General features: G+C 65.6%; 12 protein-coding genes. 7 read left to right on the top strand and 5 right to left on the bottom strand.

The features are described from left to right. Positions 1-235: 235 nt before the first annotated feature. Entirely contained in the window at positions 236-592 is a 357-nt protein-coding gene (locus G3N97_RS26710) for a DUF4148 domain-containing protein (RefSeq protein ID WP_205996043.1), read from the bottom strand. A 666-nt stretch (positions 593-1,258) separates the two neighbouring features. Here G3N97_RS26710 and G3N97_RS26715 point away from each other — a divergent pair. From G3N97_RS26715 to G3N97_RS26735, 5 genes are all read left to right on the top strand, one after another. Next, entirely contained in the window at positions 1,259-2,599 is a 1,341-nt protein-coding gene (locus G3N97_RS26715; protein ID WP_205996044.1) for an efflux RND transporter periplasmic adaptor subunit, read from the top strand. Between the two features lie 18 nt (positions 2,600-2,617). Then, a complete protein-coding gene (locus G3N97_RS26720) occupies positions 2,618-5,812 on the top strand; it encodes an efflux RND transporter permease subunit (RefSeq protein WP_205996045.1) in 3,195 nt (1,064 codons plus the stop codon). Next, entirely contained in the window at positions 5,809-9,123 is a 3,315-nt protein-coding gene (locus G3N97_RS26725; RefSeq protein ID WP_205996046.1) for an efflux RND transporter permease subunit, read from the top strand. Before G3N97_RS26720 ends, G3N97_RS26725 begins: the two co-directional genes overlap by 4 nt. Then, positions 9,120-10,679 carry an efflux transporter outer membrane subunit gene (locus G3N97_RS26730; protein ID WP_205996047.1) on the top strand — a complete coding sequence of 520 codons (1,560 nt, stop codon included), beginning with the start codon at positions 9,120-9,122 and terminating at the stop codon, positions 10,677-10,679. Before G3N97_RS26725 ends, G3N97_RS26730 begins: the two co-directional genes overlap by 4 nt. 299 nt (positions 10,680-10,978) lie before the next feature. Then, the gene (locus tag G3N97_RS26735; protein ID WP_205996048.1) at positions 10,979-12,181 is read left to right on the top strand and encodes a BamA/TamA family outer membrane protein; all 1,203 of its coding nucleotides are present in this window, start codon (positions 10,979-10,981) and stop codon (positions 12,179-12,181) included. Between the two features lie 37 nt (positions 12,182-12,218). Here the strand turns inward: G3N97_RS26735 and G3N97_RS26740 are convergent, their stop codons facing one another. Together G3N97_RS26740 and nfsB are read right to left on the bottom strand one after the other, a co-directional pair. Next, positions 12,219-12,674 (bottom strand): PACE efflux transporter, encoded by a 456-nt coding sequence (locus G3N97_RS26740; RefSeq protein WP_205996049.1) that lies wholly within the window; start codon positions 12,672-12,674, stop codon positions 12,219-12,221. Between the two features lie 116 nt (positions 12,675-12,790). After that, entirely contained in the window at positions 12,791-13,444 is a 654-nt protein-coding gene (gene nfsB / locus G3N97_RS26745; RefSeq protein ID WP_205996050.1) for an oxygen-insensitive NAD(P)H nitroreductase, read from the bottom strand. 192 nt (positions 13,445-13,636) lie between these two features. Here nfsB and G3N97_RS26750 point away from each other — a divergent pair, with 192 nt between their 5' ends. Together G3N97_RS26750 and G3N97_RS26755 are read left to right on the top strand one after the other, a co-directional pair. Continuing rightward, the gene (locus G3N97_RS26750; protein ID WP_205996051.1) at positions 13,637-14,056 is read left to right on the top strand and encodes a secondary thiamine-phosphate synthase enzyme YjbQ; all 420 of its coding nucleotides are present in this window, start codon (positions 13,637-13,639) and stop codon (positions 14,054-14,056) included. 208 nt (positions 14,057-14,264) lie between these two features. Beyond that, on the top strand, positions 14,265-14,978 hold the full coding sequence (locus tag G3N97_RS26755) for a dienelactone hydrolase family protein (RefSeq protein WP_205996052.1): 714 nt from the start codon (positions 14,265-14,267) through the stop codon (positions 14,976-14,978). A 118-nt stretch (positions 14,979-15,096) separates the two neighbouring features. Here the strand turns inward: G3N97_RS26755 and G3N97_RS26760 are convergent, their stop codons facing one another. Beyond that, complete coding sequence (locus G3N97_RS26760) at positions 15,097-16,617, bottom strand: cytosine permease (RefSeq protein WP_241030845.1); 1,521 nt, start codon at positions 16,615-16,617, stop codon at positions 15,097-15,099. Positions 16,618-16,692: 75 nt separating this feature from the next. Further along, positions 16,693-17,134: aldehyde dehydrogenase family protein (locus G3N97_RS26765; RefSeq protein ID WP_205996053.1), on the bottom strand; the 442-nt coding region annotated here is incomplete at its 5' end.

Consider the following 17,134-nt stretch of genomic DNA (forward strand, 5'->3'; position numbering starts at 1 on the left):
ATCGAGAACAGAAACGTCGCGCCATAGCCGCCTGAGGCAAGCAGCACACCAATGAGCAGGATTGCAGCATGAATGGGGCGCACGGTCGGGTTCCCGGTCGGTGGCGGTGATCGGCCAGTGAGTGAGGCGGATGTGGCGCGGATGTGAAGCGGATGGTCGGCAGCGTATCAGGGCTGCGCGCGGGCCGGCCGCGCGCGTCTCGGGTGCAAGGCGATGCACGGGCAATGCGTATGCATTACGAGTGCGCGTAGATCGGGCCGAGGCCGGGGACGTCCGCGTCGGGCCCGTTCACCGGCGCATTCAGCTGCACGCGCGGTGCGCGGCTGCCCGCCGCCGATGCGCCCTGCGTCACGCCGCCGTACGACGAAGCCGTCTCGCCGTTGGCCGCGCTCACGCGCGCCAATGCGGCTTGCAGGTTCGCCGGGTATTGGGTGTTGTCGCTGGCCGGGTTGTAGCCGGCTTGCTGGAGCTGCACGAGTTCGGCCTTGACCTCGGCGCGGGTGACCGGCGCGTTCTGGACGCTGGACTGCGCGAACGAGAATGCAGGCACGGCAACGAGAGCGGCGACGACGAGCGATTGAACGAGCTTCATGGTGTTTCTCCTGGCATTGAGTGGGTGGGATGCAGTGGATGAGGTATCAACCGTGCACAGGAGTTATTTGAACGCCGCGATGTATCTGGCTTGTTTCCGCGCGCGTGCCAATTTGCAAGCGTGTATGTCGTATCTGCGTCCCGATACATTGCGATACATACCGCACGTTTAAAACCGGCCCCGCGCGCTATGGATGACGCTATGGATGACGCGATCAATGACGCCATAAAGCCTCGCTCACGGCATCGCCCCTCACATCGAAAGCCAGTTGCAAGCTAACTTCGTTAGCGTGCGTTACGCCGTGGCACGCCCGCTTGCCAATGCGTACGAATGCCTTCGCGCAGCTTGCGTTCGTAACGGTCCATGACGAAAACGAGGCCTTGTAACAAGGCAAAACCTTTCAAAAAACTAACGTTTCGAAATTAGCGCGCGAGTTGGTTAGACTGCGAGTCTCGCCTCTCGCTGCGTGATGCGCGGCCACGGGCGGCCCACAACAAACACGAGAATGCGTATGCGAATCGACGTCGAACGGCACGTTTCCGAAGCGGGAAAAACGCCGTGTCCCGCACATGGCCCCTGCACGCGCGTCAACGCGCGCGCCGCACACGAAGACCATCGCGCTGATTGCGGGATCGACGGCGACGCCGCATCGACCGGGAGACTGGCATGAGCGATACGCCGAACCGCCCCAACGCCCCGCAAACGCCGCCTTCGCAGCCTTCGCCGCCGCCTCCCCAGCAGACTCCGCCGCCCGCGCGCAAGCGTCGCGGCGTCTGGATTCTGGCGCTCGTGATCCTCGTGCTGATCGTGCTCGTGGTGCTGCACGTGCTGCACCGCAAGAAGCCCGAGCGCGGCGCGGCGGCCCAGGTCGTCACGGTCGCGCCGGCCGCGCTCGGCGCCATGCCCGTCACGCTCAACGCGCTCGGCACGGTCACGCCCGTCGCCACCGTCACGGTGCTGCCGCAATTGAGCGGCTATCTCACGGAAGTCGGGTATCGCGAAGGTCAGGACGTGGTCAAAGGCCAGTTCCTCGCGCAGATCGACCCGCGCCAGTACGAGATCAGCAAGGAACAGGCGCAGGCCACGCTCGCCAAGGATCAGGCCTCGCTCGCCCAGGCCCGCTCCGACCTCGCGCGCTACACGCAGCTGAACGAGAAGAAGTCGATCGCCGAACAGACCTATTCGGACCAGAAGTTCCTCGTCGCGCAGGATGAGGCGGCCGTGAAGTCGGACCTCGCCACCATCAAGCAGTACGAGCTCGATCTGATCTATTGCCGCATTACCGCGCCGGTCTCGGGCCGCGTCGGCCTGCGTCTGGTCGATCCGGGCAATTACGTGACGGCGTCGAGCTCCACGGGCATCGCCGTCATCACGACGATGAAACCCACCACGGTGCAGTTCACGGTGCCGCAAAACGCGCTGTCCGACGTGCTGCAACGCACGACCGCGGGCGCGAAGCTGCCGGTCACCATCTATAGCGCCGACAACACCAAGGAACTCGCCACCGGCACGCTCTACGCGATCAGCAACCAGATGGCCACGGCCACCGGCACGGTCACGCTGCGCGCGAGCGTCCCGAACGACGACGAGGCGCTGTTCCCGAACGAGTTCGTCAACGTGAAGCTGCTGGTCGACACGATGCAGAACGCCGTGCTCGTGCCCACGCCCGCGGTGCAATCGGGCGCGCCCGGCGACTACGTGTATCTCGTCAACGACAACAACACCGTGTCGGTGCACAAGGTCACGATCGGGCCGAGCGACGGCCAGCGCACGGTGATCGTCTCGGGCCTGAGCGCGGGTCAACGCGTGGTCACCGACGGTCTCGACCGCCTCAACGACGGTGCGAAGATCCAGCCCGCGGGCGCGCGTCCGGCCAATGCTGCGAGCGGCGCCAAAGCGGCACGCATGGGCAACGCCTCGCACGCACATGCGCACGCCACCTCCGCGGCTTCGGATGCCCCGGCCGCCAGCGCGGCCACGGCGGATTCCGCTTCGCAAGCGTCCTGAGCAACCAGTCCCGCCCCGATGAATATTTCGCGTCTTTTCATCCTGCGGCCCGTCGCGACATCGTTGCTGATGATCGCGCTGGTGCTGGTCGGCCTCGTGGCGATGAAGTTCCTGCCGGTCTCATCGCTGCCCGCGGTCGACTATCCGACCATTCAGGTGCAGACCTTCTACCCCGGCGCGAGCCCGACCGTGATGGCCACCACCGTCACCGCGCCGCTGGAAGTGCAGCTCGGCGAGATTCCGGGCTTGCAGCAGATGGTCTCGTACAGCTCCGAGGGCGCCTCGGTCATCACGCTGCAGTTCGACCTCTCGCTCAATCTCGACGTCGCCGAGCAGAACGTGCAGCAGGCCATCAACGCGGCCAACAGCTATCTGCCGACCGGCCTGCCCGCGCCGCCGACCTACGCCAAGGTCAATCCCGCCGACCAGCCGATCCTCACGCTCGCGGTCACGTCGACGTCGATGTCGCTCACGCAGTTGCAGGACGCGGCCAACAACCGCCTCGCGACCAAGATTTCCGAAGTGCCGGGCGTGGGTCTCGTGAGCACGGCGGGCGGCAACGTTCCGGCCGTGCGCGTGGAAGCCGATCCGCAGAAGCTCGCCGCTTACGGCCTGAATCTCGACGATCTGCGCACGCTGCTCGCCAACGTGAACGTGAGCGCGCCGAAGGGCAATTTCGACGGCCCCGAGCTCGACTACACGATCAATTCGAACGACCAGATTTCCGATCCGAAAGATTACGAAGACACGGTCATCGCGTACCAGAACGGCGCGCCGGTCTACATGAAGGACGTGGCGCGCGTGTCCACGGCCGCGCAGGATGTCGAGCGCGGCGCCTGGTACAACAAGCAGCCCGCCATCGTGCTGAACGTGCAGCGCCAGCCGGGCGCGAACGTGATCGCCACGGTCAACCAGATCATGCGCCAGTTGCCGCTGCTCGAAGCGACGCTGCCGGCCGGCATGAAGGTCACGGTGGTGTCGAACAGCGTCGGCGTGATCCAGTCCTCGGTGCACGACGCCGCGTTCGAACTCGTGCTCGCGGTCGCGCTCGTGGTCGCCGTGATTTTCGTGTTCCTGCGCAATCTGCCTGCCACGATCATTCCGAGCATCTCGGTGCCGGTCTCGCTGATCGGCACGCTCGCGATCATGTACGAGCTCGGCTATTCGATCGACAACCTCTCGCTGATGGCGCTCATCATCGCCACGGGTTTCGTCGTCGACGATTCCATCGTGATGATCGAGAACATCGTGCGTTACCTGGAAGAAGGCGAAAAGCCCTTGCAGGCCGCGCTAAAAGGCGCGGGGCAGATCGGCTTCACGATTCTCTCGCTCACTATCTCGCTGATCGCCGTGCTGATTCCGCTGCTGTTCATGGGCGGCGTGATCGGGCGTCTCTTCAGCGAATTCGCGGTCACGCTCGCGGTGACCATCGTGCTGTCCGCCGTGGTCTCGCTGACCGTGGTGCCGATGATGTGCGCGCGCATTCTGCGTCCCCAGGCGGAACGCCATCCGAGCCGCTTCGAGCGCATCAGCGAAGGGCTGTTCGACAAGACGCTCTCCGCCTACGAGCGCGGCCTGCGCTGGGTGCTCGACCATCAGATCCTCACGCTGATCGTGGCCGTGCTCACCGTGGCCATCACCGGCCTGCTCTATGTGGTAATCCCGAAGGGCCTCTTCCCGGTGCAGGACGTGGGCGTGCTCCAGGCGATCAGCGTGGCCGACAATTCGGTGTCGTATTCGGCGATGGTGCGCCGCCAGAGCGAACTGGCCGAGCAGATCCTCAAGGATCCCGACGTGGTCTCGCTCACGTCTTACGTGGGCATCGACGGCATCAATAACACGCTGAACAACGGCCGCTTCCTGATCAACCTGAAGTCGCACGACGACCGCTCGGAAACCGCCGAGGAAATCGGCCGGCGCATCCAGCAGTCGGTGGCGAAGGTGCCGGGCATCCGCCTCTATGTGCAGCCCGAGCAGGATCTGACGCTCGACACCACGGTCTCGCGCAACCAGTACAACTTCGTGCTGCGCGGCCCGAGCCAGGAAGCGTTCGCGCAGTATGTGCCCGACCTCGTCGCGCGCATGAAGCAGATTCCGTCGATCGCCGACGTCACGAGCGACCTGAACACCGACGGTCTCTCCGTGAACGTGCAGGTGAACCGCCAGCTCGCGGCGCGTTACGGCATCACGGCGGCGACCATCGACAATGCGCTTTACGACGCGCTGGGCCAGCGCATCGTCTCGACCATCTTCCAGCAGTCGGACCAGTACCGCGTGATTCTGGTCGCGAAGCCGGAGTCGCTGCCGACGGTCGATTCGATCGGCGACATCTATCTGCCGAGCCAGACCGCGAGCACGGGCCAGGTGCCGCTCAAGGGCATCGCGACCATCAGCATCACGCGTTCGCCGCTGATGATCAGCCACCTCGCGCAGTTCCCCTCGGTGACGATCTCGTTCAATCTCGCCGACGGCGCGTCGCTCTCCTCCGCCGTGCGCGACATCCGCAAGGCCGAAGCCGCCGTGAAGCTGCCGCCGTCGATCACCTCGTCGTTCCAGGGCGCGGCGCAGGCCTTCGAGGACTCGCTGTCGAGCGAGGTCTATCTGCTGATCGCCGCCATCGTGGCCGTGTATATCGTGCTGGGCGTGCTCTACGAGAGCTACGTGCATCCGGTGACGATTCTCTCGACGCTGCCTTCGGCGGGCATCGGCGCGCTGCTCGCGCTGATGATCGCGGGCAAGGATCTCGACGTGATCGGCATCATCGGCATCGTGCTGCTGATCGGCATCGTCAAGAAGAACGCCATCATGATGGTGGACTTCGCGCTCGAAGCCGAACGCGTGCATGGCAAGCCGCCGCGCGAGGCGATTTTCGAGGCCTCGCTGCTGCGCTTCCGCCCGATCCTGATGACCACGCTCGCGGCCATGCTCGGCGCGCTGCCGATGCTGCTCGGCACCGGCACGGGTTCGGAACTGCGCCGCCCGCTCGGTCTCGCGATCATCGGCGGCCTGACGGTTTCGCAGTTGCTCACGCTGTTCACCACGCCCGTGATCTACCTGATGTTCGATCGTCTCGCGGAGCGTTTCGGCCGCAAGCGCAATCGCGATGAAAGCGGCGACGCGGACAGCGACGAGTCTGGCGGAAGCAGCGGCGGTGGCAACAACAACGGCAATAACGGCAACAACCCGCCGCCCGCGCCCGAGGCGACACCGTGAATCTTTCGGCGCTTTTTATCCGCAGACCGGTCGCGACCTCGCTGCTCGCGATCGCGATCCTGCTCGCCGGCACGCTCGCGTTCTTCCGTTTGCCCGTCGCGCCGCTGCCCAACATCGCCTATCCGGTGATCGTGGTGCAGGCGAACATGGCGGGCGCGAGTCCGGAAACCATGGCGTCCACCGTGGCCGAACCGCTCGAACGGCGGCTCGGCACGATCGCCGACGTCAGCCAGCTCACGTCGATCAACAACGTGGGCTCGTCGCTGATCGTGGTCGTGTTCGGCCTGAATCGCGACATCAACGGCGCCGCGCGCGACGTGGAAGCGGCCATCCAGGCCGCGCGCGCGGACCTGCCGACCACGCTGCGCAGCAATCCCACCTACCGGCAGTACAACCCCGCGAGCGCGCCGATCATGGTGCTCGCGCTCACCTCCGACACGCTCACGAAATCGCAGCTCTACGATTCCGCCGACTCGGTCATCATGCAGCAGCTTTCGCAGGTGGACGGCGTCGGCCAGATCACGCTGGGCGGCGGCGCGCTGCCCTCGGTGCGCGTGGAGTTGCAGCCGGGCAAGCTCAATAGCTACGGCATCGGCCTCGAAGACGTGCGCGCGGCGATCGGCGCGGCCAACGCGAACAGCGCGAAAGGCCATCTCGATCAGGGCGACCAGCGTTTCGTCGTCACCTCGAACGACCAGATCAGCAATGCCGCGCCGTTCCGCGACGTGGTGATCGCCTACCGCGACGGCGCGCCCGTGTATCTGCGCGACGTGGGCACCGTGCGCGACTCGAACGAAAACATCCGCAACGCCGGCCTCTACAACGGCAAGTCGGCGGTGCTCGTGATCGTCTATCCGATGCCGGGCAGCAATGTCGTGAAGACGGTGCAGCAGATCCAGGCGCGCCTGCCCAACATCGAGGCCGCCCTGCCCGCCACCATCAAGGTGAACGTGGCGGTGGACCGCTCGGAGTCGGTGCGCGCCTCGGTGGCCGATACCGAGCGCACGCTCTTCATCGCCGTGCTGCTGGTGATCGGCGTGGTGTTCGTGTTCCTGCTCTCGCCGCGCGCCACGCTGATTCCGGCCGTGGCGCTGCCGCTCTCGATCATCGGCACTTTCGGCCCGATGTACCTGCTCGGCTACAGCATCGACTCGCTCTCGCTGATGGCGCTCACGATCGGCACCGGCTTCGTGGTCGACGACGCCGTGGTGGTGCTCGAAAACATCGTGCGCCATATCGAGGCCGGGCTCGATCCGAAAGAGGCCGCGTTGCGCGGCTCGGCCGAAGTGGGCTTCACGGTGCTCTCGATGAGCCTCTCGCTGATCGCCGTGTTCCTGCCGATCCTGCTGATGCCGGGCATCGTCGGCCTGCTGTTCCACGAATTCGCGATGACGCTCTCGATCGCGATCCTCATCTCGCTGATCGTCTCGCTCACGGTCACGCCCGCGATGTGCGCCTACGTGCTCAAACGCGAGCAGGTTCACAAGGAGCCGTCGCGCGCTGCAAAGTGGATCGACGCGCAGTTCGAGCGCTTCAAGCAGTTCTATTCGCGCTCGCTCAACGTCGCGCTCGATCACGCGAAGCTCGTGATCTTCCTGCTGTTCGCGCTGCTGATCGGCAACGTGTTTCTCGCGCGCCTGCTGTCGGGCACGTTCTTTCCCGAGCAGGACACGGGCATTCTGATCGGGCAGATCATCGCCGACCAGAGCATCTCGTTCACGGCGATGGAGAAGAAGCTCGCGCAACTGCAGGAGATCGTGCAGCAGGATCCGGCGGTGGCGTCGGTGGCGGGCTTCACGGGCGGACGCGCGCTCAACACGGCCAATGTCTTCATCGAACTGAAACCGCTCGCGCAGCGCAAGCTCTCGGCCAGCGAAGTCGTGAACCGGTTGCGGCCCAAGCTCAACGGCGTATCGGGCGCGCGCCTGTTTATCCAGGCGCAGCAGGATCTGCAGATCGGCGGACGACAGTCGGCGGCGGAGTATCAGTACACACTCACGAGCGACGACGCCGACGCGCTGTTCAAATGGGTGCCCAAACTCGTCACCGAGTTGAACAAGCATCGCGGCGCGATCATGGACGTGAACTCGGACCTGCAGCAAAACGGGCTGCAGACCTATGTGACCGTGAACCGGCAGACCGCGAAACGCTATGGCTTCGATCCGAACCAGGTCGACAGCGTGCTGTACGACGCCTTCGGCCAGCGCACGGTCTCGACCATCTACAACCCCATCAACCAGTACTTCGTGGTGATGGAAGTGGCGCCGGAATACTGGCAGTATCCGCAATCGTTCGATCGCATCTATCTGAGCACGGCGGCTGGTAACGCGAGCGGCTCGGCGTCCACGCAGATGTCGAGCAGCACGGTGTCGGGCGTGACCGCGTATAGCGCGATCACCAGCACGAGCACGTCGAGCAGCAGCACCAACGCACTCAACGCCGACGCCGTGGCGAACCAGCAGAACAACTCGATCGCCAACAGCAAGGGCGGCAGTTCGAGCGGCAGCGCGGACAGCACGGCCGCCGAAACCATGGTGCCGGTGACCGCGATGATGAACTGGAGCGTGAGCCACACCGCGACTCAGGTGAACCACCAGAGCGGCCAGGTTGCAGGCACGATCTCGTTCAATCTGCCGACGGGCGGCTCGCTGTCCGAAGCGGGCAAGATCATCGAGCAGGCCGAACGCGATATCGGCATGCCCGCTGCGATTCACGGCGAATTCGCGGGCGCGGCCCAGGCGTACGCGCAGTCGATGGGCACGGTGCCGCTGCTGATCCTCGCGGCGCTGGTCGTCGTGTATATCGTGCTGGGCGTGCTCTACGAGAACACCATCCACCCGCTCACGATTCTCTCGACGCTGCCTTCTGCCGGGATCGGCGCGATTCTCGCGATGCTGATCTTCGGCACGCCGTTCTCGGTGATCGCGATGATCGGCATCATTCTGCTGATCGGTATCGTCAAGAAGAACGGCATCATGATGGTGGACGTCGCGATCCAGAACCAGCGCAATCTGGGCATGGACGCGCGCAGCGCGATTCACGACGCCGCCGTGGTGCGCCTGCGCCCGATCATGATGACGACCTTCGCCGCGGTGCTCGGCGCGGTGCCGCTCGCGGTCGGCATCGGCCAGGGCGCGTCGCTGCGCCAGCCGCTCGGCGTGACCGTGATGGGCGGCCTGCTCCTCTCGCAGGTCTTCACCCTGTACACCACTCCTGTGATTTATCTGTTCCTCGACCGCCTGCGCGCGCGACTCGCACGCTGGGCCGCACGTCTGCCCTGGAATCGCCAGGCCGATGAGAGCGCATCATGAAAACGACTGACTTCCCCCTGATTCACCGCGCGCTGCCGCTGGCGCTCGCCGCCGGCCTCGCGTTCGCCCTGAGCGGCTGCATGGTCGGCCCCGACTATCATCGCCCGCAGGTGTCGGTGCCGGCTCAATGGAAGGAGCTGCCGGGCTGGACCCAGGCCGAGCCGAGCGCCGCCGAAGCGCCGAAGGGCGACTGGTGGACCGCGTTCCACGACCCGCTGCTCGACGAACTCGAACCGCTCGTCACCGTGTCGAACCAGACCGTGCGGCAGAGCTACGCGAACTACCAGGAAGCGCTCGCCGAAGTGCGCGTGGCGCGCGCGGGCCTCTTTCCGACGCTGGGCGTGACCGGTTCGGCCACGCGCGAGCGCGCCTCGACGACCACCACGACCGGCAGCGCCGCGCGCATCGTCAACGCGGGCTCGCTCGAAGCGAACGCAAGCTGGGCGCCCGACCTCTGGGGCGAGGTGCGCCGCCAGATCGAGGAGCAATCGGCCACGGCCCAGGCGAGCGAAGCCACGCTCGCCAATGCGCAACTCTCGGAACAGATCGCGCTCGCAAACGCCGTGATCGACCTGCGCATCACCGACGCCGACATCGACCTGCTCACGGCCACCGTCGCCGCGTACAAGGATTCGCTGCGCGTGGTGAGCGATCAGGATGCGGCGGGCACCGTCGCGCCGTCCGATCTGCTCACGGCGCGCACGCAGCTGGAGAACGCGCAGGCGAGCCTGATCGCGCTGGGCGTGTCGCGCGCGCAGTACGAGCACGCGATCGCCGTGCTGGTGGGCCGCAATCCGGAAGACGTGACGATCCCGCATAGCGAGCGCCTGCCGATCCTGCCGGATATCCCGGCGGGCGTGCCGTCGACCATCTTGCAGCGCCGTCCCGATGTCGCGACCGCGGAGCGTCAGATGGCGTCGGCGAACGCGGCGATCGGCGTGGCCGTGGCGGCCTATTACCCGAGCATTTCGCTCTCGGCGCTCGACGGCTTCACGCAATCGCCGCTGTCGGGGCTGCTGCACATCAGCAACTATGTGTGGTCGCTCGGCGCGAGCGCGACCGAAACGATCTTCGACGGCGGCCTGCGCAGCGCCGACGTGGACGCCGCGCGCGCGAGCTACGACGCCTCGGTGGCGAACTATCGCGGCACCGTGCTGACAGCGTTCCAGGACGTCGAAAACGATCTCTCGGGCCTGCGGATTCTCGCGCAGCAGAGCGCGGTACTCGAATCGGCCGTGCGCGACGCCACGCGCGCCACGCAGATCGCGCAGAACGAGTACGAGGCAGGCACCGTCGATTACACGACGGTCGTGACGGCGCAGGCCACGCAGTTGACCACGCAACAAAGCGCGCTCACCGTGCAGCAGAGCCGCCTGCTCGATGCCGCTGCGCTGATCGGCGATCTGGGCGGCGGCTGGAACGGCCAGATGCACGATGCGCGTCATCCGGATCGGGTCGACGGCAACGCGAATCCGGGCATCGGCGCGAGCGCGCCCGCCGCTGCGGCGGCGCCTGTGCAGGCGAGCGGCGTGGCGGCGGCCGCGCCGAATCCGTAAGACTCGGGCGCGGTCGCATTTTCGTTGAACTTGCCGCGCCTTGATGTGCCGCGCATGCCGTTCGTGCATGCGCTTTGATGCAGCCCTTCTCATCCCGCTCTTCACCCCCTGCGAGCGCAACCGATCGTGAGATCGGCTGCGCTATGCTGAATTGTCGGGCGCGCATCGTCGGCTTTGTGCCTTTGTGCGCTTGTTTGTGCGTTTGCTTACGCGCCTCTTTACGCGCACCGCCGCGCCCGCATCGATCATCGCCTGCACCACAGCATCGGCACGATGCCGATGCGGGAGATTTCGCCACGATGACACGCCACCGGCACTCACGCTTCACCATGCTGTGCGCGCTGCTAGCGCTCGCCGCCACGGCCCACGCCGAATCCACACCCGACGCGGACGACGCGAACACGGCAACCGCATCGCATCCTGCATGGTTCGCGCGGTTTCGCGACACGCAAGACGGCGCGTTCGACCTCAGCGACTTGCTGCTCAATCACAAGGGCGTGCTGCCGGTGCCGACCATCATCACCGAACCGGCCGTGGGCTACGGCTTCGGACTCGGGCTGCTGTACTTCACCGCGCCCAAACGCGTGGCAAGCGACAATGCTGGCACAGCATCTCCAGGCGCCGATGCCAAACCGACAATGTCGCCGCCCAACATCACCGGCGTCGGCGGCTTTTTCACCGGCACGCATAGCTGGGGCGCGGGCCTCATGCACTTCCACAGCTGGGACGACGACCACATCCGCTATCTCGGCGTGCTCGGCAAGGTCAATCTGCATCTGAATTACTATGGTCCGCAAGGCAACGCCAACGCGTACCAGTTGAGCGGCGTCACCGTCGTGCAGCAGGTTTTATTCAGGATTGCCAATAGCCCGTGGTACATCGGGCCGCGCTATACGTTCTTCGATTCGGCCACGCGTTTCGGCCCGCTGCTGCCCAACGGCCTCCACCATTTCGAGCGCGAGGTGCGCGTGGGCAAAGGCGGCATCGTCGTCGATTACGACACGCGCGACAACATGTTCTATCCGAGCCACGGCACCTACGCGGAATTCGAAGCCGATTTCGCGCGCGGCGGCTTCGGCAGTTCGAACGCGTTCGACATGCAATCGGTGAAGGCCTATCACTGGATCGAAATGACGCCCCGCTGGATTCTCGGATTGCGCGTGGACAGCGGCTTCTCGCAGGGCGACATCCCGTTTTTCGCGCAGCCTTACGTGAGTCTGCGCGGCGTCTCCGATGCCCGGTTCCAGGACCGCAATCAGGTCACGGGCGAGCTGGAACTACGCTGGAACGTCACGCCGCGCTGGGCGCTGCTGGGCTTCGGCGGCGCGGGCAAGGCCTGGGGCAAGCTGCATGCGTTCGGCGACGCGCCGACGGCTTTCGGCTTCGGCACCGGTTTTCGTTATCTGATTGCGCGCAAGCTTGGTTTGTCGATGGGCATCGACGTTGCGCACGGCAACGGGCAGAACGCGTTCTATATTCAGGTGGGCAGCGCGTGGCGCTGAAGTGCGCGCTGAGTTTCGCGCCGAAGTGCGCGCCGGATCACGCGCAAGGTTCCGATTCCGCACGCGGCTCCAGCGGCAGCGCCGAAGTGGGCAAACCGAACACGCGATCGAAGAGCAGATTGAAGACGTAGGCGTAGACGAGGAAGAACACCGCGAGGCCGACGTCCATCACGAACGCCTCGCCGAGCGGCACGCGCAGCGTGAGCGCGATCATCGGCACGAGAAACAGGATCAGACCGCCTTCGAAACCCACGGCATGCGCGATGCGCCGCGCGACGCTGCGTCCGCGCTTCGTCTGGCGCGCTTCCCAGCGCTCGAACAACGTGTTGAACACGACGTTCCAGATCACCGCAATCAGCGACGAGAAAATCGCCGCCGCACCCGCGCGGTCCATGCCGCTGCCCGACAGCGAGGCGAAACTCGTGCTGGTGATGAGGATCGCGATCCCCTCGAACAGCGCGACGTAGACGATCCTGCGTTTGATTCCCTGCATGCCCTGAGCGCTCCCGCGCGATGTTTTGCCTGGAAACCGGAAAGTGAAAACCGGAAGCGGCGATGGTACCAGCATCCGCGCCGCCTCCCGTTTTCACGGCATGCGCGCCGTGGACCTTACGCGAGGTCCGTGAACACGGCTTGCGCCGTAAGACGCGACTTCGGCAGCTTCGCGTTGAAGTCGTCGGCACTGCGGTAGCCGAGGCTGATCACGACGAGCGACGTCAGGCCCTGCGCGGCCAGACCGAGTTCCGCGTCGAGCGCCGCGGCGTCGAAACCTTCCATCGGGCAGGCGTCGATTTCGAGCGTCGACGCGCCGATCAGCACCGAACCCAGCGCCAGATACGCCTGCTTTTCCATCCACGACGGCAGATCGTTGCGCTCGCGATGCAGGTTCACGTAGAAATTGCGCGTGTTCGCCTGACCCGTCTTCGCTTCGGCGCTCGCGAAGCGGCCATCGGCCTCTTCCTGCGCGAGCACGGCGTTCAGATGCGCCTCGTCCATGTCCTTGCGCACGCACAGCACGAGCACGTGCGAAGCCTTCAGCACCTTCGGTTCGTTGTACGCATAGCCGGGCTGCATGGACTTCGCCACGCGCGCGCGCGCCGCATCGCTTTCGGCCACCACGAAGTGCCACGGCTGCGAGTTCACCGACGACGGGCTGAAGCGAATCAGCTCCTTGAGTTCGTCGATGACCGCGGCCGGGATCTTGCGGGCGGGATCGAAAGACTTGGTCGAATGGCGCGACTTGGCGAAGCGGGTGAGGTTCAAAACATTCTCCTGAATCGATGCGAGGTCTGACGTCGGCCGCCAGCGCGGCGGCAAGGCCGGTATCCTACCAGCATGCAGCGAAGGCCGTGCAGGCGGCCATCGGACCGGCTGCGGCGTCCTCGCGCTGCCTGCTCGCCCCGCCTGCTCGCTTCGCCCGCCCCGCTTACGCATCGCGCCTTATCGGAGAAACCCATGCGCCAGGCCATCCATCATCTGCACGTGCACGCGCGCTCGCGCGGGCTGTTCGATTTCACCGCGCAGGTGCGCGAATTCGTCCGCGAAACCGGCATCGGCACGGGTTTGCTGACGCTGTTCTGCCGTCACACCTCGGCTTCGCTACTGATCCAGGAGAACGCCGATCCCTCGGTGCGCCGCGACCTCGAACGCTATTTCGACGCAATCGCGCCCGAGGATGCCCAGCGCTACGAGCACGACACCGAAGGCCCCGACGACATGCCCGCGCATCTGCGCACCGCGCTCACGCAGACGCAGTTGTCGATTCCGGTCGAGTTCGGCGGTCCGGTGCTCGGCACGTGGCAGGGGATTTATCTGTTCGAGCATCGGCGTCACGCCTCGACACGCGATGTCGTGCTGCACCTGATCGGTGAATAGATACGCGCCGGACACCTGCCGTTAGCGAACCTCGTCGCGCCGGCATCGCTTTCGCGCCGCTGCATCCGAGCAAAGCGCGCGCGCAGACGCTATGCTACGGCTTGCGCTTTTTCGACACCGCTTTGCGTTCGCCGCTTTCGCACGCGAACGCCTTCGAACGCCTTCGAACGATTTCGCACCGATTCACCGAACCCTCAAGGAACGCCTTATGACAAAGACCACCGGCTCCATGATTTCCTTCAACCGCCCCGACGGCAAAGCGCTGCAAGGCTACCTGGCCACGCCCGCCAAAACGGAGGGCGCGCCCGCCATCGTCGTGATCCAGGAATGGTGGGGCTTGAACGGCCAGATTCGCGGCGTGGCCGACCGTCTCGCGCAAGCCGGTTACTACGCGCTCGTGCCCGACCTCTATCGCGGCAAGAGCACGGTCGAGGAAGAAGAAGCGCATCACCTGATGACGGGTCTCGATTTCGGCGACGCCGCCTCGCAGGACATCCGCGGCGCGGTCGACCATCTGCGCACGCTGACCGATCGCATCGGCGTGACCGGCTACTGCATGGGCGGCGCGCTCACGCTGCTGGCCGCCAACCAGATTCCAGATCTCGCGGGCGTGGTCACGTGGTACGGCTTCCCCCCGCTCGAGTACCTCGACGCGAGCAAGATCACCGCGCCGGTGCTGGGCCACTGGGGCACGCAGGACGGCTTCTTCAAGGTCGAGACCGTCGACGAACTGGAAAAGAAGCTCAAGGACGGCGGCGTGAACGTCGAGTTCCATCGCTACCTCGCCTATCACGCGTTCGCGAACGAAGAGGCCGTCGGCCCGGGCCGCATCGCGCACACGCAGTTCGATCCGGTCTGGTCGCAGCAGGCGTGGGACCGCACGCTCACGTTCTGGGGCCGCACGCTCTGGAAGCAGGGCTGAACGCGGCGGCTTGTGGCCGCTGGCCTTAGGCTCAAAGCATGAAAAAACGCGGCGCACGTTTTCGAACGTGCGCCGCGTTGTTTTTTACAGCGTCGTGACGACCACGACGCTTTCGCCCTCAATGACCGCGCGTCATCGCCTGATCGAGTTCGGCAATCTCACGCTCGCTCTGCAAAACAGCCTTGCGCTCGCCCTGCGCGTCGATCGAGCGGGCCAGCGCGAGATACACGAGCGCCGACACCGCAAGTCCCACCGCCCACGCCACATCCACGCCGCCGATGCGCGCCGCGAGCGGCCCCGTATAAATCCCCGGCAGCACGAAGAACGGCACCGTCGCGGCAAAGCCCACCGCGTAGGCGATCAGCCCGCGCGCGCCCCACGCGCCATACAGACCACGCGGCGTGAAGAGTTGCGTGATCGCGTAATGGCCGCGGCGCACGAAGAAGTAATCGACCAGATTCACCGCCGTCCAGGGCACGAGCAGATACAGCATGATCGTGAGCGCCGCGAACAGAATGTCGATGGCGTTACCCGACAGCGACAGCGAAATCACCACCCAGACAAGACCGAGCGCGAGCACCGTCACCACGCGCACGGTTTGCGTCGGCTTCACGGGCTTGAACGAATCGACCGCCGTGACCACCGTGAGCATCGCGCTATAGGCGTTCAGGCCCATCGTCGCGACCATCGCGCCCACCGACGCCAGCGAGATCAACACGCCGAAGCCGCGGAACATCGCGTTGCCCGCATCGTAGAGCGCGACGAGACCGTCCGAGGCGCCCAGACGCGTCGCGAGCCACGCACCCAGCGCGATCAGCCAGATCGCCGACGCCGACGCCCCGACGAACACCGCCGCGATAATCGCGCGCGGTTTCGTGTCGCGCGGCAGATAGCGCGAATAATCGGACACATACGGCGCGTACGTGATGTTGTAGCTCGCGCTGGCCGCAAACTGCGCGGCGAACGCGACGAGCGAGAAGCCGCCCGCATGCACGACGCCGGGCTTCACGCCGACCGCGCCGAACAGGATCCACAGCGTCAGCAGTACGTAGAGCGGCAGGCTCGCGACCAGCAGCCACTTGAAGACGCGATGCAGCCAGTCGTGACCGTAGATCGCCAGCGCCAGCGCGATCAGCGCCGTGACGATGGTGACGAGCGTCGGCGACCAGCCGAAGATGCCCTTCACGCCGCTCGCCATCAGCACGGTATCGACCACGTTGAAGCCGATGAACGTGAACAGCGTGGCGATCAGGATCAGCACCACGCCGCGATAGCCGAACTGCGCGCGCGACTGGATCATCTGCGGCAGGCCGAGATGCGCGCCCTGCGACGCGTGAAACGCCATGAACAGCGTGCCGAACAGAATGCCGAGCACGCCCGAGAGAATCGTGTAGCCGAGCGACAGTCCCATGCTCGGCCCCACGAAGCCGATGGCGATCGTGAAGAACTGGAAGTTGCCGAGAAACCAGAACGGCCCTTGTCCGGCCACGCTGCCGTGGCGTTCGTGCGCGGGCACGTAGTCGATCGAACGCACTTCGATCTTGCGCCATTTCGAGGGCGCGGCGGCGCCGGGCGCGTCCATGCTGCGTGGCGGTTCGGCCCCGTCGGCCGCCCAACCGTTGACGTTGTCAGTGTTCATCTGTCTCTTCCTGTGGGGTGCGCCTGCCCGCGCGCGCGACGCGCGCGAGCGATGGCGTTGACGGCGGGTTCGTTATTACGGTTGCAGCGACGGCGACGATGGCGACGCGCCGGCCGGACGCGCGCGGATCACATGCTTGATTTCCTGATAGGCGCGCACGCCCCAGGGTCCGAGTTCGCGGCCGATGCCGCTGAGCTTGCGCCCGCCCCAGCCGGTCTGCGGGAAGATCACTTGCGGCGCATTCACCCAGACGACGCCCGACTCGCAGGCGTCGGCGACACGCGCGGCGCGTTCGGCGTCCGCGGTCACGACCGTGGCGACGAGTCCGTAGTCGCTGTCGTTGGCGAGCGCGATCGCCTCGTATTCCGTATCGAACGCGCGCACCAGCGCGACCGGGCCAAAGATTTCCTCGCGCCAGAGCACGTTGTCGGGTGCGACGTTCGCGCAGACCGTCGGCGCGACGAAGAAGCCCGGACGCGCGAGCGCGCCGCCGCACAGCACGCGCGCGCCTTCGTCC

Origin of the sequence: Paraburkholderia sp. Ac-20347 (genome assembly GCF_017104805.1) — a bacterium.
Classification (GTDB): Bacteria; Pseudomonadota; Gammaproteobacteria; order Burkholderiales; family Burkholderiaceae; genus Paraburkholderia; species Paraburkholderia tropica.

Coding starts and splice junctions, on each gene's coding strand:
- G3N97_RS26710 (WP_205996043.1), bottom strand. CDS start 592: ATGAAGCTCGTTCAATCGCTCGTCGTCGCCGCTCTCGTTGCCGTGCCT.
- G3N97_RS26715 (WP_205996044.1), top strand. CDS start 1,259: ATGAGCGATACGCCGAACCGCCCCAACGCCCCGCAAACGCCGCCTTCG.
- G3N97_RS26720 (WP_205996045.1), top strand. CDS start 2,618: ATGAATATTTCGCGTCTTTTCATCCTGCGGCCCGTCGCGACATCGTTG.
- G3N97_RS26730 (WP_205996047.1), top strand. CDS start 9,120: ATGAAAACGACTGACTTCCCCCTGATTCACCGCGCGCTGCCGCTGGCG.
- G3N97_RS26735 (WP_205996048.1), top strand. CDS start 10,979: ATGACACGCCACCGGCACTCACGCTTCACCATGCTGTGCGCGCTGCTA.
- G3N97_RS26740 (WP_205996049.1), bottom strand. CDS start 12,674: ATGCAGGGAATCAAACGCAGGATCGTCTACGTCGCGCTGTTCGAGGGG.
- G3N97_RS26750 (WP_205996051.1), top strand. CDS start 13,637: ATGCGCCAGGCCATCCATCATCTGCACGTGCACGCGCGCTCGCGCGGG.
- G3N97_RS26755 (WP_205996052.1), top strand. CDS start 14,265: ATGACAAAGACCACCGGCTCCATGATTTCCTTCAACCGCCCCGACGGC.
- G3N97_RS26760 (WP_241030845.1), bottom strand. CDS start 16,617: ATGAACACTGACAACGTCAACGGTTGGGCGGCCGACGGGGCCGAACCG.